Origin of the sequence: Petropleomorpha daqingensis (assembly GCF_013408985.1) — a bacterium.
Classification (GTDB): domain Bacteria; phylum Actinomycetota; class Actinomycetes; order Mycobacteriales; family Geodermatophilaceae; genus Petropleomorpha; species Petropleomorpha daqingensis.
Window position 1 is genome coordinate 3420721 of the sequence record NZ_JACBZT010000001.1, and the last position, 23119, is coordinate 3443839.

16 protein-coding genes, 1 tRNA gene and 1 pseudogene are annotated in these 23119 nt (G+C 75.8%); 13 read left to right on the plus strand and 5 right to left on the minus strand.

Annotation, left to right across the window (positions count from 1 at the left end):
• Positions 1–405 precede the first annotated feature (405 nt).
• Positions 406–1770: pseudogene (locus GGQ55_RS27130) on the plus strand (ComEC/Rec2 family competence protein); the annotation flags it as partial.
• 286 nt (positions 1771–2056) lie between these two features.
• The gene (gene holA, locus GGQ55_RS27135) at positions 2057–3058 is read left to right on the plus strand and encodes a DNA polymerase III subunit delta (protein ID WP_366489549.1); all 1002 of its coding nucleotides are present in this window, start codon (positions 2057–2059) and stop codon (positions 3056–3058) included.
• A gap of 88 nt (positions 3059–3146) precedes the next feature.
• Here the strand turns inward: holA and rpsT are convergent, their stop codons facing one another.
• Positions 3147–3413 carry a 30S ribosomal protein S20 gene (gene rpsT, locus GGQ55_RS17020; protein WP_179718710.1) on the minus strand — a complete coding sequence of 89 codons (267 nt, stop codon included), beginning with the start codon at positions 3411–3413 and terminating at the stop codon, positions 3147–3149.
• A 116-nt stretch (positions 3414–3529) separates the two neighbouring features.
• Positions 3530–5107, minus strand: a complete 1578-nt coding sequence (locus tag GGQ55_RS17025; protein WP_179718712.1) for a hypothetical protein — start codon at positions 5105–5107, stop codon at positions 3530–3532.
• A 79-nt stretch (positions 5108–5186) separates the two neighbouring features.
• Here GGQ55_RS17025 and lepA point away from each other — a divergent pair, with 79 nt between their 5' ends.
• The 8 genes from lepA (at position 5187) to GGQ55_RS17065 (ending at position 17119) form a co-directional block, all read left to right on the plus strand.
• Entirely contained in the window at positions 5187–7010 is a 1824-nt protein-coding gene (lepA, locus tag GGQ55_RS17030) for a translation elongation factor 4 (protein ID WP_179718714.1), read from the plus strand.
• Positions 7007–7654, plus strand: coding sequence for an MOSC domain-containing protein (locus GGQ55_RS17035; RefSeq protein ID WP_179718716.1), 648 nt, complete (start codon positions 7007–7009; stop codon positions 7652–7654). Before lepA ends, GGQ55_RS17035 begins: the two co-directional genes overlap by 4 nt.
• A gap of 43 nt (positions 7655–7697) precedes the next feature.
• Positions 7698–8390 (plus strand): LppX_LprAFG lipoprotein, encoded by a 693-nt coding sequence (locus GGQ55_RS17040; RefSeq protein ID WP_179718718.1) that lies wholly within the window; start codon positions 7698–7700, stop codon positions 8388–8390.
• Positions 8359–10098, plus strand: coding sequence for an MFS transporter (locus tag GGQ55_RS17045; protein WP_179718720.1), 1740 nt, complete (start codon positions 8359–8361; stop codon positions 10096–10098). The genes GGQ55_RS17040 and GGQ55_RS17045 overlap by 32 nt, the downstream gene beginning before the upstream one ends.
• Before the next feature lie 120 nt (positions 10099–10218).
• On the plus strand, positions 10219–13797 hold the full coding sequence (locus GGQ55_RS17050) for an ATP-binding protein (protein WP_179718722.1): 3579 nt from the start codon (positions 10219–10221) through the stop codon (positions 13795–13797).
• 13 nt (positions 13798–13810) lie between these two features.
• Positions 13811–15199: an FAD-binding oxidoreductase gene (locus tag GGQ55_RS17055; protein ID WP_179718724.1), complete on the plus strand. Its 1389-nt coding sequence runs from the start codon at positions 13811–13813 to the stop codon at positions 15197–15199.
• Positions 15200–15296: 97 nt separating this feature from the next.
• On the plus strand, positions 15297–16703 hold the full coding sequence (locus GGQ55_RS17060) for an FAD-binding oxidoreductase (RefSeq protein ID WP_366489553.1): 1407 nt from the start codon (positions 15297–15299) through the stop codon (positions 16701–16703).
• 107 nt (positions 16704–16810) lie between these two features.
• Positions 16811–17119, plus strand: a complete 309-nt coding sequence (locus tag GGQ55_RS17065) for a hypothetical protein (RefSeq protein ID WP_179718726.1) — start codon at positions 16811–16813, stop codon at positions 17117–17119.
• 58 nt (positions 17120–17177) lie between these two features.
• On the opposite strand, the gene GGQ55_RS17070 is transcribed toward GGQ55_RS17065, so the two are convergent.
• The 3 genes from GGQ55_RS17070 to GGQ55_RS17080 all read right to left on the minus strand — a co-directional run bounded on the left by GGQ55_RS17070 (position 17178) and on the right by GGQ55_RS17080 (position 19871).
• Positions 17178–18143 (minus strand): zinc-binding dehydrogenase, encoded by a 966-nt coding sequence (locus GGQ55_RS17070; RefSeq protein ID WP_179718728.1) that lies wholly within the window; start codon positions 18141–18143, stop codon positions 17178–17180.
• Positions 18144–18261: 118 nt separating this feature from the next.
• Positions 18262–19269, minus strand: a complete 1008-nt coding sequence (gene selD / locus GGQ55_RS17075) for a selenide, water dikinase SelD (RefSeq protein WP_179718730.1) — start codon at positions 19267–19269, stop codon at positions 18262–18264.
• A 20-nt stretch (positions 19270–19289) separates the two neighbouring features.
• Positions 19290–19871, minus strand: coding sequence for a helix-turn-helix transcriptional regulator (locus GGQ55_RS17080; protein WP_179718732.1), 582 nt, complete (start codon positions 19869–19871; stop codon positions 19290–19292).
• A 64-nt stretch (positions 19872–19935) separates the two neighbouring features.
• Between GGQ55_RS17080 and GGQ55_RS17085 the strand changes: the two genes are divergently transcribed.
• The 3 genes from GGQ55_RS17085 (at position 19936) to selB (ending at position 23118) form a co-directional block, all read left to right on the plus strand.
• Positions 19936–20031, plus strand: a tRNA-OTHER gene (locus tag GGQ55_RS17085).
• Positions 20032–20057: 26 nt separating this feature from the next.
• Positions 20058–21368: an L-seryl-tRNA(Sec) selenium transferase gene (selA, locus tag GGQ55_RS17090; protein WP_179718734.1), complete on the plus strand. Its 1311-nt coding sequence runs from the start codon at positions 20058–20060 to the stop codon at positions 21366–21368.
• On the plus strand, positions 21358–23118 hold the full coding sequence (gene selB, locus GGQ55_RS17095) for a selenocysteine-specific translation elongation factor (RefSeq protein ID WP_366489556.1): 1761 nt from the start codon (positions 21358–21360) through the stop codon (positions 23116–23118). Before selA ends, selB begins: the two co-directional genes overlap by 11 nt.
• Position 23119 lies beyond the last annotated feature (1 nt).

Genomic DNA, 23119 nt, shown 5'->3' on the forward strand with positions numbered 1-23119 from the left:
CGGGGGACGGTGGAGGTGCAGCTCACCCTCGACGACCTGCCCCGTGCCGTGTCCGGCGTGGGCCCGCAGCGGATCGTCGCGGCCGCGACCGTGACCGCCATGTGGGACGGCCGGACGGCGAGCCGGCTCGACGACGCCGTGCTGCTGTTCGCGCCCGCTGAGCGCTGGGCCGACGTGCCGCCCGGTCAGGAGGTCCGGGTTCGGGCGACCGCGATGCTGCCGCGGGACGCCGGGATCGTCGCCGTCGTCACCGCGCGAGGGCCACCGCATTCGGCGGGCGCGCCGGGCCGGGTGCAGGCCGCCGCGCAGTCGCTGCGGATCGGGCTGGCCCACGCATCGGCGCGGGTGCTCGGACCGGGACCGGCGGGGCTGCTACCCGGTCTGGTCGTGGGCGACACGAGCGCCATGGATCCGGTGCTCACCGAGGACTTCCGGCGAACGGGTCTCGCGCATCTCACGGCCGTGTCGGGCGCGAACGTGGCGATCGCGGTGGCCGGCGTGCTGTGGCCGCTGCGCCGGCGAGCGGTCGACCGGCGCGTGCAGGCGGTCGTGGGCGCGCTCGCGCTGGTCGGGTTCGTGGTGCTGACCGGCCCGGGAGCGAGCGTCCTGCGCGCGGCGGCGATGGGCCTGGTGACGCTGGTGGCCCTCGCCTCGGGGCGGCAGCGGGCGGCCGTCCCCGCGCTCTGCACCGGCGTGCTCGTCCTCCTGCTGCTGCGGCCGGCGCTGGCCGCCGACCTCGGGTTCGCCCTCTCGGTGGCGGCGACGGCCGCGATCGTCCTGCTCGCACCGACGTGGTCGCGGGCGCTGCGCCGGCGGGGGATCCCGACGCTGGTCGCCGATGCCGTCGCGGTGAGCGCCGCGGCCGGCCTCGCGACGACGCCGCTCATCGCGGCGTTCAGCGGCCAGGTCAGCTTGGTGTCGCTGCCGGCGAACCTGCTCGCCGCCCCGGCCGTCGCCCCGGCCACCGTCCTCGGCCTGCTGGCGGCCCTGGTCGCGCCGGTGGCCGCCGCACCGGCCGAGGCCCTGGTGTGGCTGGCCGGGTGGCCGGTGCGCTGGCTGATCCTCGTCGCGGAACGCGGTGCGGAGGTGCCCGACGCCGTCGCCACCTGGCCGGCCGGCACCACCGCTGCGGTGGCGCTCACGCTCGGCCTGGTCGCTCTGGGGGTGCTGCTCCGGCGGTTCCGCAGGCTGCGTCCGCTGGTGCTCGCCGCCCTGGTCGGGCTGGTCGTGCTCGGCTGGCCGCTGCGCCAGGCGGTGCGCGGCTGGCCGCCGGAGGGCACCGTCGTCGTGGCCTGCGACGTGGGTCAGGGCGATGCGCTGGTCGTCCCGACCGGGCCGGCGGAGGGACTGCTGGTCGACACCGGTCCCGACGTCGGCGGCGTCGACTCCTGCCTGACCCGGTTGCGCATCGACCGGCTGCGGCTGGTGCTGCTCTCGCACCTCGACGCCGACCACGCGGGCGGCCTGGCCGGGGCGCTGGCCGGGCGTCGGGTCGACGCGGTCGCGACCGGCACGCTGTCCCCGGCCGATCACCGGGTGCGGGCCGTCGACCGGCTCGCGGCCGCCGCCGGCGCCCGCCGCGTCACCGCCGTCCCCGGGCAGGTCCAGGAGTTCGGCGAGGCGACCCTCGAGGTGCTCGCCCCGCCGCCCGAGATCGCCACCGCCGGCGCCGCGGCCAACGACCTGTCCGTCGTCGCCCGGGTGACCGTGCGCGGCGTGCGCGTGCTGTTCACCGGCGACCTCGGCGCCGAGGCGGAGGCCCGCATCCTCGATCGCGGGGTCGACCTGCGTGCCGACGTGCTCAAGGTGCCGCACCACGGCAGCGCCGACGTCGACCCCGACTTCCTGGCCGCCACCGGAGCCCGGGTGGCGCTGGTCTCGGTCGGTGCCGACAACGACTACGGCCACCCGACCGCCTACGCGTTGCGGCTGCTCGGGCAGGACGGCATGCGCATCGAGCGCACCGACCGGGACGGCGACCTCGCCGTCGTCGGCAGTGCCCGGGACTGGGGCGTTGCCGCCCGGGAACGTCGCAGGCGCGTGACACGATGCAGGCGTGGCAGCAGCACCTCCGGCACCGACCTCGCGGCTCCGGGTCGTGGTGGGGGAGGAGGAGCTGCTGCGCGCCCGCGCGGTCTCCGCCGTCCGCGCCGGGGTGCTCGAGCGCCACCCCGACGCCGAGGAGCACGAGCTCGCCGCCGCCGGCCTCCCGGTGGGTCAGCTGGCCGACGTGCTCGCGCCCTCGCTGTTCGGCGGTCACCGGCTGGTCCTGGTCAGCGGCGTGCACGAGGCCGCCACCGCCCTGGTCGACGCCCTCGTCGGGTACGCCAAGGACCCCGATCCCGACCTGACGCTGGTGATCGTGCACTTCGGCGGCAAGCGCAACGAGGCGCTGCTCAAGGCTTTCACCGCCGCCGGCGCCGCCGTCGACGACTGCCCGAAGATCACCTCGCCCGGCGACCGGGTCGCGTTCGTGCGCAACGAGGTCCGCACCTTCGGCGGCCGGATCACCCCCGACGCGCTCGCCGCGCTCGTCGATGCGGTCGGCAACGACCTGCGCCAGCTCTCCTCGGCGGCCAGCCAGCTCGTCTCCGACTTCGGCGGCACCATCGACGCCGACGCGGTGGCCCGGTTCCACCGCGGCCAGGCCGAGGTGAGCGGGTTCACCGTGGCCGAGAAGGTGCTGGTCGGCGACCGTCAGGGCGCGGTGGAGATGCTGCGCTGGGCCCTGGAGCGCGGCGTCGCGCACGTGCTCATCGCCGACGCGATCGCCGACGGTGTGCGTACCGCGGCGCGGGTGGCCAGCCTGTCCAGCAGCAACCCCGGCGACCTGGCCCGCGCGCTGAAGATGCCGCCGTGGAAGGTCAAGAAGGCGCAGGCCCAGTCACGCGGCTGGAGCATCGATGGCCTGCAGCAGGCCATCCGTGTTGCCGCCGACCTCAACGCCGACGTCAAGGGCGCCGCGGCCAGCGCCGACTACGCCCTGGAGCGCGCCGTCCGCCGGATCGTCGAGATCCGCACGGAGACCCGCCGCGACCGCGCCGTCCGGGGCCGGTAGCCGCAGCCGGTAGCTGCGGCACACGGTCGCCGAGACGCACGAGAGCCCCCGTCCCGTGCGGGACGAGGGCTCTCGGAAGCGAGGAACGTCAGCCCTGCAGGCCGGCGAACTGCTTGGCCATGCCCGACTTGCGGTTGGCGGCCTGGTTCTTGTGGATGATGCCCTTGCTGGCGGCCTTGTCCAGCTGCTTGCTGGCCACCTGCAGCGCCGAGGCCGCGGCCTCCGCGTCCCCGGCGTCGGCAGCGGTGCGGAAGCGCCGGACGGCCGTCTTCAGGGCGGACTTGACCGCGACGTTGCGCTGCCGCCGCCGCTCGTTGGTCTTGTTCCGCTTGATCTGGGACTTGATGTTCGCCACGCGTGAGCCTCGGTGTCTGGAAGGGGAATGCTTGCTGTCCATCGTCCGGGCGCACGTGCGCACGCGGACCGGCCTGCAAAGATACCAGCGTCTGCGGCCGCAGCCCAACGCGGGACTCAGGTGCAGCGTCCCGCCGGCTCCCACGAGCTGCTCAACACGTAGCGACCCGGGCGGGTGACGGCCAGGGTCGTCCAGCCCCGGCGGGAGCCCGGCTCCACGCAGCCGCCCGGGCCGGACACCGAGGTCCAGCGCGACCACCAGACCGCCACCTGCACGGACCCCGGCCGGCGCACGTCCAGCACGACGTGCGAGCGGTCGCTGGTCACCAGCCGGGCATCCCCGCGCACCAGCCCGCCGTCCGTGACGCGGAACACCCGCCACCACCGGTCGGACCAGACCTGCTGCAGCCCCGGCACCCCGCGGTGCAGCAGCCTCGCCTCCCCGTGCGCCTCCCAGTCGACCTGCCCGGTCGGCAGGGCGACGTAGGAGACACCGCTGTCCCGCAGCCATCGCAGGTACGCGGCACGAGACGGCGACCCGCCGTAGAACAGCGCCGCCCGGGACGTGTCCAGCTGGCGCAGCCAACCGCGGGCCAGCGGCACCGCGCGCGCCACCGCCACGCTCTCCTCGTGGTCGTGCAGGGGCACGACCTCGATCCGGCCGACGGGTCCGTAGCGGGTGAGCTCGTGCACCAGGGCCGTTGCCCGCACCTGTTCGGGCGCCGGGTCGCGCGGCACGAGATCGGTGCCGACCACCGGGGGCAGCAGCACCACGACCGCGATCGCGGCCAGCGCGGTCACCGGCGCCACCGTCCGAGCGGCGGCCACCAGGGCGGGGGCGGCGAACAGCAGCACCAGCCGGGTGGAGTTGGACCCGACGGGGTCGTGCACCAGCCACGTCCCCACCAGCAGCAGCACGGTCAGCGCCGCACCCACCCGCAGGACGCGGTGCTGCGGGGTGACCGGGGCGATCAGCAGGCCGGTCAGGGCGGCCGCCGCCACCGCGGCGAGCATCTGGTGGGCGCTGAACGGCTGCGGCCCGCTCACCGCCCCGAGCAGCCGCGCCGCGGCGACCGGGACCAGCGCGCCGCCGGCGATCCACCACGCCCCGGCCGGGGCTGAGAACACCGAGGCCCGACGCGCCGTCCCGGCGATCCATGCCCCCGCGGCCAGCAGCAGGAACACCGCCGCCACCGGGCTCACCGCCCCCGCGAGCACGGCCAGCAGAGCACCGGCCGGGCGGGAGCGGGAGACGAGCACGAGCGCCAGGCAGCCCAGTGCCGCGCCGAGCCCGAACGTCGTCCGCCCGCTCCACTCGTCGGCCGCCCAGGTGAGCCCAGCGACCAGCCCGACGACGACGAGCCGGCCCGGCGACGGTCGCAGCCGCGCGAGCAGCGCGGTCGTCGCGGCCGCGCCGAGGACGGTCCCCAGCACGCCCATGAGCGGCAGCCCGAGCAGCCCGGCGATCCAGGGCCCGGCAAAGCTGTACGACACGACCGGCACCCCGCCGTACCAGCCCAGGTCGACCGGGGGGACGCCGGACGTCGCCCATGACCGCCACCAGGACTGGGCCGCGAGGTCCCCGCCCACCACCGGCGCCGCCTCGACCGCCAGCGCGCAGGCCAGCGCCCAGAGCGAGGTCAGCGCAACGGGGTGGCCGACCAGCCACCGGCCGGCGGCGCGTGCCGCTCCCACGGACCGGATGCTGTCACAGGCACCACGGGTCGACGCCGTCCCACGGGCGAGCCCGTGGGCGTGGGACCATGGCAGCACTGTGACGACTCCCGCTGCCACCGATCCGACCCGGATCCGGAACTTCTGCATCATCGCCCACATCGACCACGGCAAGTCGACGCTGGCCGACCGGATGCTCGAGGTCACCGGGATCATCGAGGCACGGCAGATGCGCGCCCAGTACCTCGACCGCATGGACATCGAGCGCGAGCGCGGCATCACCATCAAGGCGCAGAACGTGCGGCTGCCCTGGAAGGTCGGGGACACCGAGTACGTCCTCGACATGATCGACACCCCGGGGCACGTCGACTTCACCTACGAGGTGAGCCGCAGCCTGGCCGCCTGCGAGGGCGCCGTCCTGCTCGTCGACGCCGCCCAGGGCATCGAGGCGCAGACGCTGGCCAACCTCTACCTGGCCCTCGAGAACGACCTGCACATCATCCCGGTGCTCAACAAGATCGACCTGCCGGCGGCGCAGCCGGAGAAGTACGCCGCGGAGATCGCGCACATCATCGGCTGCGGCCCCGACGACGTCCTGCGGGTCAGCGGCAAGACCGGCGAGGGCGTGCCCGAGCTGCTCGACCGGATCGTCGCCGAGATCCCGGCCCCGACCGGTGAGGCGCAGGGGCCCGCGCGGGCGATGATCTTCGACTCGGTCTACGACATCTACCGCGGCGTCATCACCTACGTCCGCGTCGTCGACGGCCGCATCTCCGCCCGCGACCGGATCAAGATGATGTCCACCGGCGCCACCCACGAGCTGCTCGAGATCGGTGTCATCTCCCCGGAGCCCAAGCCGGTCGACAGCCTCGGCGTCGGCGAGGTCGGCTACTTCATCACCGGCGTGAAGGACGTCCGCCAGTCCCGGGTCGGCGACACCGTCACCCTGCAGAGCCATCCGGCCACCGAGCCGATCGGCGGGTACAGCGACCCCAAGCCGATGGTCTACTCCGGCCTCTACCCGATCGACGGCAGCGAGTACCCGCTGCTGCGCGAGGCGCTGGACAAGCTGCTGCTCAACGACGCCGCCCTCGTCTACGAGCCGGAGACGAGCGCCGCCCTCGGCTTCGGCTTCCGCGTCGGCTTCCTCGGCCTGCTGCACCTGGAGATCGTCCGCGAACGACTGGAGCGCGAGAGCGGGCTGAGCCTGATCTCGACGGCGCCCAACGTCGTCTACCGGGTGATCATGGAGGACGGCACCGAGCACACCGTCACCAACCCGAGCGACTGGCCCAGCGGCAAGATCGACAAGGTCTTCGAGCCGATCGTCGACGCCACGATCATCGCCCCGAGCGACTACACCGGCACGATCATGGAGCTCTGCCAGAGCCGCCGCGGTTCGCTCAAGGGCATGGACTACCTCTCGGAGTCCCGCGTCGAGCTGCGCTACACGCTGCCGCTCGGCGAGATCATCTTCGACTTCTTCGACGCCCTGAAGTCGCGCACCCGCGGCTACGCCAGCCTCGACTACCACGAGTCCGGCGAGCAGGAGTCCCAGCTGGTCAAGGTCGACATCCTGCTGCAGGGCGAGCCGGTCGACGCGTTCAGCGCGATCGTGCACAAGGACAAGGCCTACAGCTACGGCGTGATGATGGCCGGCAAGCTGCGCGAGCTCATCCCGCGCCAGCAGTTCGAGGTGCCGATCCAGGCCGCCGTCGGCTCCCGGGTGATCGCCCGCGAGACGATCCGCGCGATCCGCAAGGACGTCCTCGCGAAGTGCTACGGCGGTGACATCACCCGCAAGCGCAAGCTGCTGGAGAAGCAGAAGGAGGGCAAGAAGCGGATGAAGATGGTCGGCCGGGTCGAGGTCCCGCAGGAGGCCTTCGTCGCCGCGCTGTCCAACTCCGAGCCCGCCAAGAAGTGACCGGCCGGGTCGACGCGGTCTGCGTCTCGGGGGACCCCACCTTCCGGCTGCCCAGCCGCCGCAGCGGCATCGACAAGCGGCCGGTGCCCGGCCGGGTCGCCGTCCACGCTCTGGGTCTGGACGGCGACGTGCAGGTCGAGAAGCGGCACCACGGCGGCGAGGGCCAGGCCGTCTACGCCTACGCGCAGGAGGACGCCGACTGGTGGGAGCGCGAGCTCGGCCGCGACCTGCCCGCCGGCTCCTTCGGCGAGAACCTCCGCACCAGCGGTGTGGACCTGGTCAACGCCGTCCTCGGTGAGCGCTGGCAGGTCGGGACGGTGCTGTTCGAGGTGACCGCCTGGCGCATCCCGTGCGCCACGTTCGAGCGCTTCTGGGCCGTGCCGCAGCTGATCAAGCGGTTCACCGTGCACGGGGCGACCGGCGCGTACCTGCGCGTGCTCGAGACCGGCACGGTCGGCGCCGGCGACGTCGTCGTGGTGGTCTCCCGCCCCGACCACGGCCTCACCGTGGGGGAGGGCTTCCGGATCGTGACCACCGAGCAGGCCCGCCTGCCGGAGCTGGTGCCGGTCCTGCACCTCCTCCCGGCCAAGGACCAGCCGAAGCTGGCGCAGCGGATCGCCGCACGGACCGGCGCCCGCGCCTGACCTTCCCGGCGCGCTACTGTCCGCCCGGACGGGGAGGAGGACCATGCAGCTGCGTCGGGCCGTGGTGTCGCTGCTCGCCGTCGTCCTCCTCGCCGGGTGCAGCGGCGGCGGGGATTCCGGCACCTCGGCCACCGATCTGCTCGCCAAGGCCAAGAAGACCCTCGACGCGGCCGAGAGCGCGCACTTCGTGCTCACCAGCGACGGCGCCCCCAGCACCGGCACACTGCTGGTCGGCGGCACCGGCGACATCGAACGCCCCGCGTCGTTCCAGGGCACGCTGAAGGTGCAGACCAGCGGCACGACCGCCGACCTCGAGGTCGTCTCGGTCGGCGGCACCGTCTACGCGCAGCTGCCGTTCCTGCCGACCTACAGCGTCATCGACCCCGCCCAGTTCGGCTTCGGTGACCCGGGCGCGCTGCTCGACCCCGACACCGGCATCTCCCAGCTGCTGGCCAAGGCGGAGAACGCGAAGAACGGCGACGAGAAGCGGGTGGACGGCGAGGTCGTCCAGGAGGTGACCGCCGACCTGCCCGGCCAGCTCGTCGCCGACCTGCTCACCAGCCAGGACCCGAGCCAGACCGTCAAGGCCTCGTTCCTGATCGCCACCGACAGCGGCGAGCTGCGGCGCGCCGAGCTGACCGGCCCGTTCTTCACCGCCGAGGACGACGGGACCTACACCCTCGAGCTCAGCGAGTTCGGCGCAGATGTCTCGATCACCGCACCGCCCACCGGCTGAGCGGGAGGCCGCGGCCACGGCACGGCCCGGGTTCGCGGCCGTCGTCCTGGCCACGCTGGCGGTCCTGGTCACCGCCGCCGACACCTACGTCGTCGTCCTGGCCCTGCCGGACATCCTCACCGGCATCGGCGTCGGCATCGACCAGCTGCAGCGGGCGACCCCGATCATCGGCGGCTTCCTGCTCGGCTACACCGCCACGCTGCCGCTGCTCGGCCGGCTGGCCGATCTGCGCGGCCGGCTGCCGGTGCTGGTCGGCTGCCTGCTGCTGTTCGCCCTCGGCTCGCTGCTCACCGCGACCGCCGTCGGCCTCGGCCCCGCCGTGGCCGGCCGCTGCCTGCAGGGCATCGGCGCGGGCGGGCTGGTCCCCGCCACGCTGGCCCTGGTCGCCGACCGCTGGCCGCCCGAGCGACGGGCGCTGCCGCTCGGCGTGGTCGGCGCCGTGCAGGAGGCCGGCGCCGTCCTCGGGCCGCTGGCCGGCGCCGCGGTGCTCGCCGTCGCCGACTGGCGGGCCATCTTCTGGCTGAACCTGCTGCTCGGCCTCGGCCTGGCCGTGGGAGCGCTGATCGCCGGCCACGCCCGCCGGCCGGACCTGATCGGGCTGGTGCTCCTCGCCGTCGCCGGGATCGCGCTGGCGCTGCAGCTGGCCGCGCCCGCGGCGCTCGCCGAGGACGTCACGCTCGGCCTGCTCTACGTCCCGCTGGTCGACGCCGTCCCGGCCAGCACCCCGCTGGTCCTCGTCGTGGTCGTGGCCGGGGCGGCCCTGGTGCTGCGCAGCCTGGCCGCGCCCGAGCGCGCCGTGCTGCCGCTGCGCGGGCTGAGGAGGCTGGCCGGCGAGGTCGACGTGCTCGGCTCGCTGCTGGTCGTGGTCGCGCTCGGCTGCCTGGTCTGGGCGTTCGCCGCCGCCGACCCGGCCACCCAGGTGGTCGCCCTCGGCCCCGTGCTGCTGCCGATCGCCGCCGTCGCGGCGATCGCGTTCGTGGTGCACGAGCGGCGCACGGCCGACCCGGTCCTGCCGGTGCGCGCGCTGAGGCCCACCGGTGCGTGGGGCGCGCTCCTGGTCAACCTGCTGGTCGGGGTCGCGCTCGTCGCCGCGCTGGTCGACGTCCCGCTGTTCGCCCGCGCCACGACCACCCCCGGCGACCAGTTCGGCGCGGCCCTCGTGCTGGTCCGGCTGCTCATCGCGGTGCCGGTGGGCGCGGTCGCCGGCGGCTGGCTGTGCCGGCGGGTCCCGCCGCGGCTGGTGGCCGCCGGCGGCATGGCGCTCACCGCGCTGGCGCTGGCCGTGATGACCCAGTGGGGGGAGCGGTCGCTGGACGGCGCCGCCTCCTACCTCGTGCTGCTCGCGGCCGGGCTCGGGTTCGGGCTGGCCATCGCGCCGGTGAACGCCGTCCTGCTCGCGGTCACCGGCTCCGAGGTGCACGGCAGCGCCAGCGCGCTGGCCGTCGTCGCGCGCACCGTGGGCATGCTGGTCGGGCTGTCGCTGCTCACCGCGGTGGCGCTGCGCCGGTTCGACCAGGCGGTGGCGGCGATCGGCTCGCCGGTCACGCTCTGCCCGCAGACCCCGGCCGACTGCCCCGCCTACGACCGGGCCACCGACGCCGCGGTGCTCACCCAGCTGCACACCGTCTTCGCCGGCGCCGCGATCGCCGCGGGGCTGGCCGCGGTCGCCGCTCTGGTGCTGCTGAAAGGCCCCCGCCGAGCCGAGTGAGCAGTTGGTGTCGACGACACGCGCCGACCCGCCGGGCGCGGCGACCGCAACTGCCCATTCGGCTGACCCCTGCCCGTCGGGGGCGTTCTCGTCTACCTTTCGGCCGACGAGGAGGGGTGCGTGGACGACTCTCGGCTGCGGGTGAGCCTCCTCGGCGAGCTCGCGGCCACCTGTTCCGGGGAACCCCTCGACCTGGGCGGTCCGCGGCAGCGCGCCGTCCTCGCCGTGCTGCTGCTCGCCCGCGGCGAGATCGTGCCGGCCGACCGGATCATCGAGTCGGTGTGGGGCGGGCGGCCGCCTGTCGACACCACCGGCGCGCTGCAGTCCTACGTGTCGCACCTGCGCCGGCGGCTCGAGCCCGGCAGCGCCGCCCGGACCCGCTCGGCGGTCATCGTGCGCGAGGGCCCCGGCTACGCCGTCCGGCTGCCGCGCGAGGCGGTGGACGCCTGGCGGTTCGAGGACCTGCTCGCGCAGGCCGCGGCGGCCGAGCACCCGGCGCGGGTGGCCGAGCTGCTGGCCGACGCGCTGCACCTCTGGCGGGGCCCGGCGCTGGCCGACTACGCCGAGGAGCCGTGGGCCGAGGCCGAGATCGGCCGGCTCAGCGAGCTGCGCGCCGCCGCGCGCGAACGGCTGCTCGCCGCCCGCCTCGAGCTGGGCGAGGCGGCGATGCTCGTGCCGGACCTCGAGTCGATGGTCGGCGAGGAACCCCTGCGCGAGGAGCGCTGGCGGCTGCTCGCCCTGGCGCTGTACCGGGCCGGCCGGCAGGCCGACGCCCTCGCCGCGCTGCGCCGGGCAAGGACGACGCTCGCCGACGAGCTCGGCGTCGACCCCGGGCCCGCGCTGCGCGAGCTGGAGTCGCAGGTGCTCAGCCAGTCGCCGGCCCTGCGCATCCCGCCGTCGCGGGCCGCCGCCCCTGCCCCGCAGCCCGCACCGGCCGCTCCGCCGCGCGACGACCTGACCGACCGGGACCGTGAGGTGGCCGCCATCCGGACGGCGCTGGACGCGCTCGCCGACGGCGAGGGCGGCCTGCTGCTGGTCGAGGGCCCGGCCGGGATCGGCAAGACCCGGCTGCTCACCGAATCCCGCCGGATGGCCGCGCAGAGGTCGGTGCGCGTGCTCAGCGCGCGCGGCAGCCAGCTGGAGAAGGCCTTCGGGTACAGCGTCGTCCGGCAGCTGTTCGAGCCCGAGCTGCTCGACCCCGGCCGCCGCACCGAGCTGCTGGCCGGCGCCGCGGCCGCCGCGCGCGGCGTCTTCGACCTCACCGCCGGTGAGGGCGACGGGTCGTTCGCGATCCTCCACGGCCTGTACTGGCTGGCGGTCAACGTGAGCGCCGAGGGCCCGGTGCTGCTCGCCGTCGACGACCTGCAGTGGTGCGACACCGCCTCGCTGCGCTGGCTGGCCTACCTCGCCCGGCGCCTCGACGGCGTGCCGGTCCTGCTCGTGGCCACCGTGCGCACCGGCGAGCAGCACGAGGACGAGGAGCTGCTGGCCGAGCTGGAGCTCGAGCCCGCGGCCGTCGTCGTCACCCCGGGACCGCTGTCGGCCGCGGCGACCGCGGACATGGTCGGCCGCCGGCTCGGCGAGCCGGTGTCGCCGCTGTTCGCGCGCGCCTGCCATCGCACGACGTCGGGCAACCCGCTGCTGCTGCGCCAGCTGCTGCGCGGGCTCGAGGCCGACCGCGTGCGGCCGGACGCCGCCCACGCCGACCGGGTGGTGGCCGTCGGCTCGCGGGCGGTCTCGAGCATGGTCACCCTCCGGCTGCGCCGGTTGCCCGACGTGCTGCCGGTCGCCCGGGCCGCCGCGGTGCTGGGCGACGGTGCGCCGCTGCCCGCCGTGGCCGCGCTGGCCGGGCGGTCGGACGTCGACACCGCCGCCGCGCTGGCCGCCCTCGCCCGCGCCGAGATCGTCAAGGACGAGTGGCCGCTCGCCTTCGCCCACCCCCTGGTCCGCGACGCGGTCTACCGCGAGCTGCCCGCCCCCGAACGGGCGCTGCTGCACGAGCGCGCCGCGGCGGTGCTGCAGGCGGTGGGCGCCCCCGACGAGCAGCGGGCCGCGCACCTGCTCCTGGCTCCCCGGCGCGGGGACGACGCGACCGTCGCGCTGCTGCGGCGGGCCGCGGCCACCGCCGCCGAGCGCGGCTCCTCCGACACGGCCGTCACCCTGCTGCGCCGGGCGCTGGACGAGCCGCCGGACGACGCCGGCGTGCGCCGCGACCTGCTCACCGACCTGGGGCTGCTCGAGTCGCTGGTCGAGGGCGCCGAAGGGGTCGAGCACCTGCTGCAGGCCTACGCCCAGCACGAGGACCCGCTCGTGCGGGCCGAACTGGCCGTCGTCATCAGCCGGACGCAGGTGTTCGCCGGACCGCTGGGGGTCGCGACGGCGTTCGCCCGCGAGGCCCGCCTGGCGCTGCCTCCCGAGCTGGACGACCACCGGCAGGCGCTGGCCGCGCTGGAGCGGCAGACCGGGTTCATGCACGGGCTCGACCCGGCGATCTGGCGCACCCAGCCGCCGCCCGAGCCCAGCGGCGACGGCACCGGAGCCCAGATGCTCGCCGCGGCCCTGGCCCTGGAGACCACGATGGCCGGGGTCGACCGGGCGCGGGCGGTCGAGCTGGCCCGATTCGCCCTGGCCGGCGACCGGCTCTTCACCGTCGACTACGGGCTGTTCTGGGTGGTCGCCGCGGTGGTCCGCATGCTCGCCGACGACGACCTCGGCGACTTCTGGGCCCGCTCCCGCGCGGCCGCCCACGCCCGCGGCTCGGTGTTCGCCGTGCACTCCTCCAACCTGTGGCAGGGCATGTGGCACTGGCGGCGCGGTGACCTCGACGAGGCGCTCGGCCTGCTGCGCATGGCGTACGACCAGGCCCAGATCTGGGGTCACGCGGCGCTCGGCAACCCCTACTGCCGGGCGTTCGAGATCGGCTGCCACCTCGACCGCGGCGACCTCGCGGCGGCCCGGCGGGCGGCCGACGCCGCCGCGGCTGAGCCGGCCGCGGGCGACGGGGCCCGACTGCTGCAGCACGCGCTGGCCCGGCTGCTGGTCGCGGAGGGCCGCTTCGAGGAGGCGCTGGGGGCGGTGGTCGCGCTGCCGGCTCCGGTGCCGATCCCCAACCCGGCCTGGAACGGGTGGCGGGCCACCGGGGCGCTCGCCCTCCACGGCCTGGGTCGCACCGAGGAGGCCGTGCAGCTCGCCGAGGAGGAGGTCCGGCTGCTGCGCACGTGGGGCGCACACAGTTACCTCGGCGCCGCCCTCACGCTGCTCGGCCGGCTGCGCGGAGCGGCCGGCGTGGACGACCTGCGCGAGGCGGTCGACCTGCTGTCCGGCACGACCGCGGCGGTCGACCTGGCCCGGGCACGGTGCGTGCTGGGCAGCGCGCCGCAGGTGCCCGACGACGAGGCGGTCCCGCTGCTGCGCGCGGCGAGCGAGGCCGCCGGCGAGCTCGGCGCGGACGCGGTCCTCCGCCGCGCCTGCGCCGCGCTGCAGGCCCGGGGCGTGAGCGACGGGCACCGGCCCGCCGCCCCCCGCAGCTCGAGCATGGAGCGGCCGGTCCTCGCGCTGGCCGCCACGGGCCTCGGCGTGCCGGAGATCGCGCAGCGGCTGTTCCTGACGCCCGGCACCGTCGCCGCCGTCCTCGAGGCGGTCGACGGTGAGCGCCTCAAGTTCCTCTCAAGTTCCGCGACGGACGCTGTCCACCCCTGAGACGAGGAGCCTCGTGACCCAGCAGCCGGTCCCCGCCGCCGCCCACCTCCGGGCGGAGAGCCTGCGCGGCCTGTGCGGGGGATCGGTGCACCTGCCCGGCGACCCCTCCTACGACCTGGCCCGATCGCCGTGGAACCTGCAGGTGTCGGACTTCCCGGCGGCGGTCGCCTACCCCGCCTTCCCCGACGAGGTCGCCGAGGTGCTGCGCACCGCGACGGCGGCCGGGCTGTCGGTCGCCCCGCAGGGGACCGGGCACGGCGCACCGCCGCTGCAGGGGAACCTGACCGAGGCGGTGCTGCTGCGCACCTCGGCGATGACCGAGCTGCAGGTGGACGAGGAACGGCGCAGCGCCCGCGTGGGGGCCGGTGTGCTCTGGGGGGACCTCTGCGACGCCGCCGGGCGCGCCGGCCTGGCCGCGCGCCACCCGTCGTCGCCGGACGTCGGCGTTGTCGGGTACACCCTCGGCGGCGGGATCGGCTGGTACGCCCGGGCGAGGGGGCTGCAGTGCAACGCCGTCACCGCGGTCGAGCTGGTGCTCGCCGACGGCACGTTCGTGCGGGCCACCGAGGACGCCGACGCCGACCTGTTCTGGGCGCTGCGCGGCGGGGCGGCACCGCTGGGCGTGGTGACCGCGATCGAGTTCGACCTGCTACCGCTGGAGACCGTCGTCGCCGGCTACCTGGCCTGGGACGCGACCGAGGTGGAGCGGCTGCTGCCGGCCTGGGTCGACTGGTGCGCCAGGGCGCCGGAGGAGGCCACCACCTCCTTCCGCCTGTTGCAGGTGCCGCCGCTGGAGCACATCCCGCGCGAGCTGCACGGCCGGCACCTGGCCATGATCGACGGCGCCGTCCTCGGCGACGACGCGTCGGCCGCCGAGCTGCTGGCGCCGCTCCGGGCGCTCGCCCCGGAGTTCGACACGGTGGCCCGGGTGCCGGCCGCGTCGCTCGTCCGGCTGCACCTCGAGCCGGAGGGCCCGACCTCCGCGTACGCCAGCAGCACGCTCGTCGGGGGGCTTCCGGACGAGGCGATCGCCACGGTCCTCGAGAAGGTGGGCCCCGGCTCGGGCACCCAGCTGGCGATCGCGGAGCTGCGCCAGCTCGGCGGAGCCCTCGGCCGCCCGGACCCCGCCGGAGGCGCGCTGTCCTACCTCGACGGCGCGTTCCTCGCGCTCGGGGTCGGCTTCGAGGGCGGCCCGGAGGACTGGATCGCCCAGCGCGCCTCGGCGGCCGCGTTCCTCGACGCCCTGGAGCCCTGGGCCACCGGGCGCAAGTACCTGCCGATGCACGACGACCGGGTCGACACCCGCAAGGTGTTCCCCCCGGGCGTGCACGCGCGGCTGTCCGCGATCCGGCGCGGTGTCGACCCGCGCGGGCTGTTCGTGGAGCCGCACCCGGCACCTTGAGGCCGGCGTTCAAGAGGAACGCAAGAGCCGGTCAAGAACCCTCCGCCACGGTTTCCGCAGACGTCGACAGGGACGTCATCGGAATCAGGAGGAAACCGTGAGCTACACCCTCGACGCCGTTGTCGACGACGTCCAGATCGACGCCCCGTTCGACGTCCTCGACGCCGTCATCACCGGCGCGGTGCACACCCCCGAGGCCCCCGAGTACGCCGCCCACGTCACCCCGTGGAACCTGGCCGTGCAGCTGACCCCGTCCGCGGTCGTCGACGCGCGCACCGCCGAGGACGTCGCCGCCGCGGTGCGCTTCGCCGGCGCGTTCGGCCTCACCGCCGGCGTCCAGGGCACCGGGCACGGAGCGATCCCGGGGATCGCCGGGCACCTGCTCGTCTCCACCAAGGGCCTCGACGAGGTCACCGTGCACCCCGAGGGCTGGGCCCGCGTCGGCGCCGGAGTCAAGTGGCTGCGCGTGGTCGAGGCGGCCGCCCCGTACGGGCTCGCCCCGCTGTCCGGCTCGGTCACCGACGTCGGCGTGGTCGGCTACACCACCGGCGGCGGCGTGGGCCCGATGGCCCGCACCTACGGGATCGCCGCGGACAAGGTGCGCGCCTTCGACGTCGTCACCGGCGACGGCGTGGTGCGCCGGGTGACCCCCACCGAGAACCCGGACCTGTTCTGGGCGCTGCGCGGCGGCAAGGGGACGGCCGGCATCGTCACCGCGGTCGAGTTCGACCTCGTGCACCAGCCGACGTTCTACGGCGGCTCGCTGTGGTTCGACGCCGTGGACGCACCCCAGGTGATCGCGGCCTGGAGGACCTGGGCCGACGAGCTGCCCGAGGCCGGGACGACGTCGTTCGGCCTGTTCCAGCTGCCGCCGCTGCCGGGGGTGCCCCCGATGCTGGCCGGGAAGATGACGCTGTCCATCCGGTTCCTGTGGACCGGCGACGCGGCCGAGGGCGAGCGGCACCTGAACCGGATCCGCGCCGTCGCCCCGGCGATCCTCGACGACTGCGCGCTCAAGCCCTACACGGCCGTCGACTCGGTGCACACCGACCCGGTGGACCCGACGCCGGCGATCGACCCGGCGATCTTGCTCTCGGAGTTCCCCGCCGAGGCGGCCGACCGCCTGCTCGAGGTGGGCGGGCACGGCTCGGGCTCGTCGCTGATCCTGCTCGAGGTGCGGGCGCTGGGCGGTCAGTACGCCCGTGCGCCGCAGCACCCGGACGCCTTCGACCACCGCGGCGCGCGGTTCAGCGTCCTGGCCGTCGGGCTGGCGGCGACGCCGGACATGGCGGCCCAGGGCATGGTCGACGCGGAGCGCGTGTTCGACGCCCTCGCCCGGTGGGACAGCGGCCGGGTGTGGCCGAACTTCGGTCCGGTGCACGACGCCGACTCGGCCCGGCGCGCCTACGAGGAGGCCACCCGCGAGCGGCTCGCCGCGATCGTGCAGGCCTACGACCCGGACGGCGTCCTGCACTACGGGCGCTGGACGCGGTCGGTGGCTTGACCGGGCCTTTCCGCCCTTCCCCTGCCCCTGGAAGAGCGGCCACTGTCGGCCCCGGTCCGGTGAGCTCCCCCTCCCGGACCGGGGCCGCAACACGGACGGAGCGCACCATGACCTACGGATTCGTGATGGACGTCCCGGCGCCGATCGAGGCGTACGAGGCGATGCACGCCGAGATCGGACGGCGGACCACCGGCCCCGTGGAGGGGCTGCTGCTGCACCTCGGCCGGGCCACGGCCGGCGGCTTCCAGATCATCGAGCTCTGGGAGTCCAAGGAGCAGTACGACCGCTACGACGCCGAGCTCGTCGCGCCGGTGATGGCCGAGATGTCCGGCGGCCAGACCCCTCCCGACCCACCGACCGTCGAGGAGTTCGAGCCGCGCGGCCTGATCATCCCGAGCGCCGCGCTGGTCTCCTAGGCCCGCTGCGCACCGACCAGCGCGGCGACCTTGCCGGTGTCGACCCGGTCGACCGCGCTCACAGGGTGAAGACGATCTTGCCGTTCGTCCGCCCCTCGAGCATCCGCTCGAAGCCCTCGCGGGCCTGCGTCAGCGGGAGCTCGACGTCGATGGCCGGCCGGATGCCGGTGACCGCGCACATCCGGATGAGGTCCTCGAGCTCCTCGCGGGTGCCCATGGTCGAGCCGATGACCGACAGCTGGGTGAAGAAGACCCGGTTGAGCTCGGCGCCGGGGTTGAAGCCCGTCGTCGCGCCGGAGGTCACGATCACCCCGCCCGGCTTGAGCGACTTGACGCTGTGCGACCAGGTCGCCTCCCCGACGGTCTCCATGACGCCGTCGACCCGCTCCGGCAGCCGGGCGCCGGACTCGAAGGCCTGGTCGGCGCCGAGCGCGAGCGCCGCCTGCCGCTTCTCCTCGCTGCGGCCGGTCACCCAGATCCGGTAGCCCGCGGCCTTGCCGAGCTCGATCAGCGCGGTGGCCACCCCGCCGCTGGCGCCCTGGACCAGCACCGTCGAGCCGGGCCGCAGCCCGGACTTCACGAACAGCATCCGGTAGGCGGTGAGCCAGGCGGTGGGCAGGCAGGCGGCCTCGGCGAAGGACAGCTCGGCCGGCTTGGGCAGCAGGTTCCGCGTCGGGACGGCGACCTTCTCGGCCATCGTGCCCTGGTGCAGCTCGCTGAACAGGCTGCGCTTCGGGTCGAGCGTCTCGTCGCCGGTCCAGCCGGGGCTGGCCACCACGCCGTGGACGACGACCTCGTTGCCCTCGGCGTCCAGACCGGCCGCGTCGGTGCCGAGGATCATCGGCATCCGCTCCTCGGGCAGGCCGACGCCGCGCAGGCTGAACAGGTCGTGGTGGTTCAGCGAGACGGCCTTGACCTGCACCGTCGTCCAGCCGTCCGGCACCTCGGGCTCCGGGCGTTCGCCGATCTCCAGGACGGAGAGCGGGTCCTTCGGGGCGGGCGTCGAGACGAAGGCAGCGAGCATGCCTGCCATTACATCGCGGTCCTGCGGACCGCACCGCGGCCAGGTGCCGTCCCGACCTGCGCGGAGCCCCACCCGTCGTTCCTCGGGGAGCCCTCCGGGCCCCCGCTCGGACCGGCCCTCACCTGACGACGACGGTGTGCTCCCCCCGGGGGACGAATTCGCCGATCACGGGGGAGCCGGGGATCTCGCCGCCGAGCAGCAGCCCGCCGGAGGTCTGCGCGTCGGCCAGCAGCAGCGCCTCGCCCTCGTCGACCGCGGACAGGTCGGTGTGCGGGCGCACCCAGTCCAGGTTGCGGCGGGTGCCGCCGGAGACGAACCCGCCCGCCAGCGCCTCGCGCGCCCCGGCCAGGTACGGGACGGCGGCGGCGTCGACGACCGCGGTGACCCCGCTGGCCCGGGCCATCTTGTAGAGGTGGCCGAGCAGGCCGAAGCCGGTGACGTCGGTGCCGGCGCGGATGCCCGCGGCGACCGCGGCGCGCGAGGCCGCCGCGTTGAGCGCGGTCATCGAGGCGATCGCCTCCTCCGACACCTCCCCGGTCTGCTTGAGCCGGCTGTTGAGCACGCCGACACCGAGCGGTTTGGTGAGCGTGAGGGCGGTGCCCGGAGCGGCGGCGTCGTTGGTGATGAGCCGGTCGACGTCGACCAGCCCGGTGACCGCCATGCCGTACTTGGGCTCGGGGTCGTCGATGGAGTGCCCGCCGCCGACGTGGCAGCCGGCCTCCTGGGCGACCTCCAGCCCGCCGCGCAGCACCTCCGCGGCCAGCTCTGCCGGCAGCACGTCGCGCGGCCAGCCGAGCAGGTTGACCGCGACGACCGGGGTGCCGCCCATCGCGTAGACGTCGGAGAGCGCGTTGGCCGCGGCGATCCGGCCGAAGGTGTACGCGTCGTCGACCACCGGGGTGAAGAAGTCGGTGGTCAGGACCAGCCCCTGCCCGCCGGCGAGCCTGACCACGGCGGCGTCGTCGCCGTCGTCCAGGCCGACGACGAGTTCTGCCGCCGGGGCGACCGGACCGCCGGCGGTGAGCCCGGCGACGACGGCCTCGAGCTCGCCGGGCGGGATCTTGCAGGCGCAGCCGCCGCCGTGCGCGTACTGGGTGAGCCGGACGGTGGCAGGTGCGCTGGTCACACCCCGAATCTAGGCCGCGGTCACGCCTTGCCGCCGGGGAGGACGGTGAGCCCGCGCCGGGGGTCAGCAGGGTCGGGACGGCGGCCCAGCGCCTTGCCGGCCGGGTGCGTCTCGGACGGCGCGCCGAACAGCGCGGGGTCGCGGCGGGGCGCGGTCTCGGTCGTGAGCTCGGCGCCCTCGATCCGGTCCTCCCGGAACCAGCGCGGCGCCTGCCGCTCCCGGCACCAGCCGACGAGGAACCAGTGGTCGTGGGCGCGGGCGAGCAGGTGCGGCTCGACCTCGCGGCGGGAGGCCTGGCCCTTGCCGTCGCGGTAGCGCAGCACGAGCACCCGGCGGCGGGCCACCGCCTGCTCGACCACCGACCGCAGCTCCGCCGACCGGCCGGCCTCGGCGCTCACCCAGAGGCTGGTCGCCAGCAGCTGCGCGCGGCGGCGCGGATCGGGCTCGAGCACGTCGAGCACCTTCTCCAGCGCACCCCGGCCCGCGTCGGCGTAGGGGCCGTCGGGCTGGGCGGCGAGGGCGACCGCGATGGCCGCCGCCTCCTCGGGCGTGAGGGTGACCGGCGGCAGCGTGGCGGCGGGGTGGTGCTCGGTGCTGGCCATGCCGGGAGGGTGCGCGGGGGGTCTGACAGTTTTGTGATTTGTCTCCGGACGTACTCTGCGCCGCGGAGGCGTCAGGGTGTCTGGTGGCCCCCGCGGCCTCTAAAGCCGACGTGACCGAGCAGCTCGGTCAGGCGGGTTCGATTCCCGTCCGCCTCCGCCAACGACTTCCGCTTACGCTCCGTGCTGATGATCACGGATCCGCGCCGGCAGGTGCCCCGCACCGACGCGCTGCTCGCCGATCCCGCGCTGGCCGCGGCCGGCGAGCGGCTGGGGCGGGCCCTGGTCAAGGGCGCCGTCCAGGCGGTGCAGCAGCGCATCCGGGACGGCGAGCTGCCGCCGGAGGCCGCGGTCGACGCCGTCCTGGCCGTCCTGCCCGCGACCGCCGGCAGCCTGCGGCCGGTGCTCAACGCCACCGGCGTCCTGGTGCACACCAACCTGGGGCGCGCACCGCTGTCTCCGGCCGCGGTCGAGGCGGTGGTCGCGGCGGCCGGCACCACCGACGTCGAGCTGGACCTGGCCACCGGCCGGCGGGGTCCGCGCGGGGAAGCCGCGCTGGCCGCGCTGGTCGAGGCTGTCCCGGCCGCCGAGGCCGCGCTCGTGGTCAACAACTGCGCCGCCGCGCTGGCCCTGGTCGCCACCGCGCTGGGCGGCGACCTGGTGATCGCGCGCGGCGAGCTGGTCGAGATCGGCGACGGCTTCCGCATCCCCGAGCTGCTCGCCGCGACCGGCGCCCGGCTCCGCGAGGTCGGGACGACGAACCGGGTCACCCTCGCCGACTACCGGGCCGCGCTCGGCCCCGGGACCGGCGCCGTGCTCAAGGTGCACCCCTCGAACTTCGTCGTCCGCGGCTTCACGCGGTCGGTCGAGGTCGCCGAGCTGGCGCCCGCCCTGGCCGGCACGGGGGTGCCGCTGGTCGCCGACGTCGGCTCCGGGCTGCTCGCGCCGGACCCGGTGCTGCCCGAGGAGCCCGACCTGCAGTCGACCCTCGCTGCCGGCGCCGACCTCGTGCTGGCCAGCGGCGACAAGCTGCTCGGCGGCCCGCAGGCCGGGTTGGTCCTCGGACGGGCCGAGCTCGTGCAGCGGCTGCGCCGGCACCCGCTCTACCGGGCGCTGCGGGTCGACAAGACCACCCTGGCCGCGCTGGAGGCGACGCTGCGCGGACCGCTGCCGCCGGTGCGCGCGATGCTCGCCGCCGACCTCGACGGCCTGCGCGCCCGGGCCCGCGCCCTGGCCGACCGGCTCGCCGGGGCCGGCCTGGACGCACGCGCGGTCGACAGCGAGGCGCGGGTCGGCGGGGGAGGAGCGCCCGAGCACCCGCTGCCCAGCGCCGCCGTCTCGCTGCCGCCGTCGTTCGCCGAGCCGCTGCGGCTGGGGCGACCGCCGGTCGTCGGGTACGTCGACGGCGACCGCACGCTGCTGGACCTGCGCAGCGTGCCGCCCGCCGACGACGAGGCCCTGGCCGCCGCGGTGCTGGAGGTGGGGCTCCGTGGTGACTGAACACATGGACGTGATCGCCACCGCCGGCCACGTCGACCACGGCAAGTCCACGCTGGTCCGCGCGCTCACCGGGATGGAGCCCGACCGGTGGGAGGAGGAGCGGCGGCGCGGGCTGACCATCGACCTCGGCTTCGCCTGGACGACGCTGCCCTCGGGGCGCCGGCTCGCGGTGGTCGACGTGCCGGGGCACGAGCGGTTCGTCGGCAACATGCTCGCCGGCGTCGGGTCGGTGCCGGCCGCGCTGGTCGTGGTGGCGGCGGACGACGGCTGGTCGGCGCAGACCGCCGAGCACGTCGCCGTCCTGGACGCGCTCGGCGTCCGGCACGCGCTGCTCGCCGTCACCAAGGCCGACCTGGCCGACCCGGCGCCCGTGCTCGACGAGGTGCGCGCCCGGCTGGCGAAGACGGCGATGGGCGAGGTGCCCGGCGTCGCGGTGAGCGCCCCGACCGGCGCCGGCGTGCCCGAACTGGCCGCGGCGCTGGAGAGGCTCCTGGCCGGGCTGCCCGCCCCGGACGTCGCCGCGCCCGTGCGGCTGTGGATCGACCGGGCCTTCACGATCCGCGGCGCGGGCACCGTGGTCACCGGCACCCTGGCCGCGGGCAGCGTCGCGCCCGGTGACCGGCTGCGGCTGGGCGAGCGGGACGTCGTGGTTCGCGGGGTGCACGCGCTGGGCGAGCCGGTCGAGCGGGCCGTGGCGACCGCGCGGGTGGCGCTCAACCTGCGGGGGATCGCGGTCGAGGAGCTCTCGCGCGGCGACGCGCTGCTGACCCCGGGCGCGTTCCGCCGCACCCAGGTCGTCGACGTGACGCTCGACGCCGTGCCGGAGGACCGGCTGCCGGCCGAGCCGGTGGTGCACGTCGGCTCGGCGACCGTGGCCGCGCGGGTGCGGCCGCTGGACGGCGCGGCGGTGCGGCTACGGCTGGCCGCGGCGCTGCCGCTGCGGGTGGGCGACCGGCTGCTGCTGCGCGACCCCGGCACCCGGCGGGTGCTCGGCGCCGACGTGCGGGACGTCGACCCACCGGAGCTGCGCCGCCGTGGCGCGGCCCGGCAGCGCGCAGCGGACCTTGCCGCCCAGCCTCCCGGGACGGCCGGCGCCGCGGACGACCTCGTGCGGCGACGGGTCGTGCGGGCCGCCGACTTCGCGGCGATGGGCTGGCCGGTGCCGGCCGGCGCGGTGCGGATCGGCCCGTGGTTGCTGGCCGAGGGGCTGCCCGACGAGCTGGCCGCCCGGCTGCCGGCGCTCGTCGCCGCGCACCGCGAGCGGCACCCGCTGGAGCCGGGACCGCCGGTGGAGGTGGTGCGCCGCGCGCTGGACCTGCCCGACGCCGAGCTGGTTTCCGCCGTCGTCCGGCCGCCGCTGGCGCTGCGGGACGGCCGGGTGGTCGCCGCGGCCGCCGACCTGCCGCCGTCCGTGCAGCGGGCGGTCGACGCGATCCGCGCCCGGCTCGCGGCGGACCCGTTCGCCGCTCCTGAAGCAGGCGATCTGGCTGCCGCAGGGCTGGGTCCGCGGGAGCTGGCGGCAGCGGCGCGGACCGGCTCGCTGGTGCGGATCGCCGAGGGCGTCTACCTGGGGCCCGGGGTGGACGCCGTCGCCCGGGAGCGGCTGGCCGGGCTGCCGGCGCCGTTCACGGTCAGCCAGGCGCGGCAGGCGTGGGGGACCAGCCGCCGGGTCGCCGTCCCGCTCATGGAGTGGCTGGACGCGCGCGGGGTGACGGTCCGGCTGCCCGACAGCTCCCGCCGGCTGCGCTGAC

What these genes read in the sequence shown, in the direction of transcription:
- GGQ55_RS17040 (WP_179718718.1), top strand. Translation starts at nt 7,698, where the DNA reads ATGCAGCTGCGTCGGGCCGTGGTGTCGCTGCTCGCCGTCGTCCTCCTC.
- GGQ55_RS17045 (WP_179718720.1), top strand. Translation starts at nt 8,359, where the DNA reads ATGTCTCGATCACCGCACCGCCCACCGGCTGAGCGGGAGGCCGCGGCC.
- GGQ55_RS17065 (WP_179718726.1), top strand. Translation starts at nt 16,811, where the DNA reads ATGACCTACGGATTCGTGATGGACGTCCCGGCGCCGATCGAGGCGTAC.
- GGQ55_RS17070 (WP_179718728.1), bottom strand. Translation starts at nt 18,143, where the DNA reads ATGCTCGCTGCCTTCGTCTCGACGCCCGCCCCGAAGGACCCGCTCTCC.
- GGQ55_RS17080 (WP_179718732.1), bottom strand. Translation starts at nt 19,871, where the DNA reads ATGGCCAGCACCGAGCACCACCCCGCCGCCACGCTGCCGCCGGTCACC.
- selA (WP_179718734.1), top strand. Translation starts at nt 20,058, where the DNA reads ATGATCACGGATCCGCGCCGGCAGGTGCCCCGCACCGACGCGCTGCTC.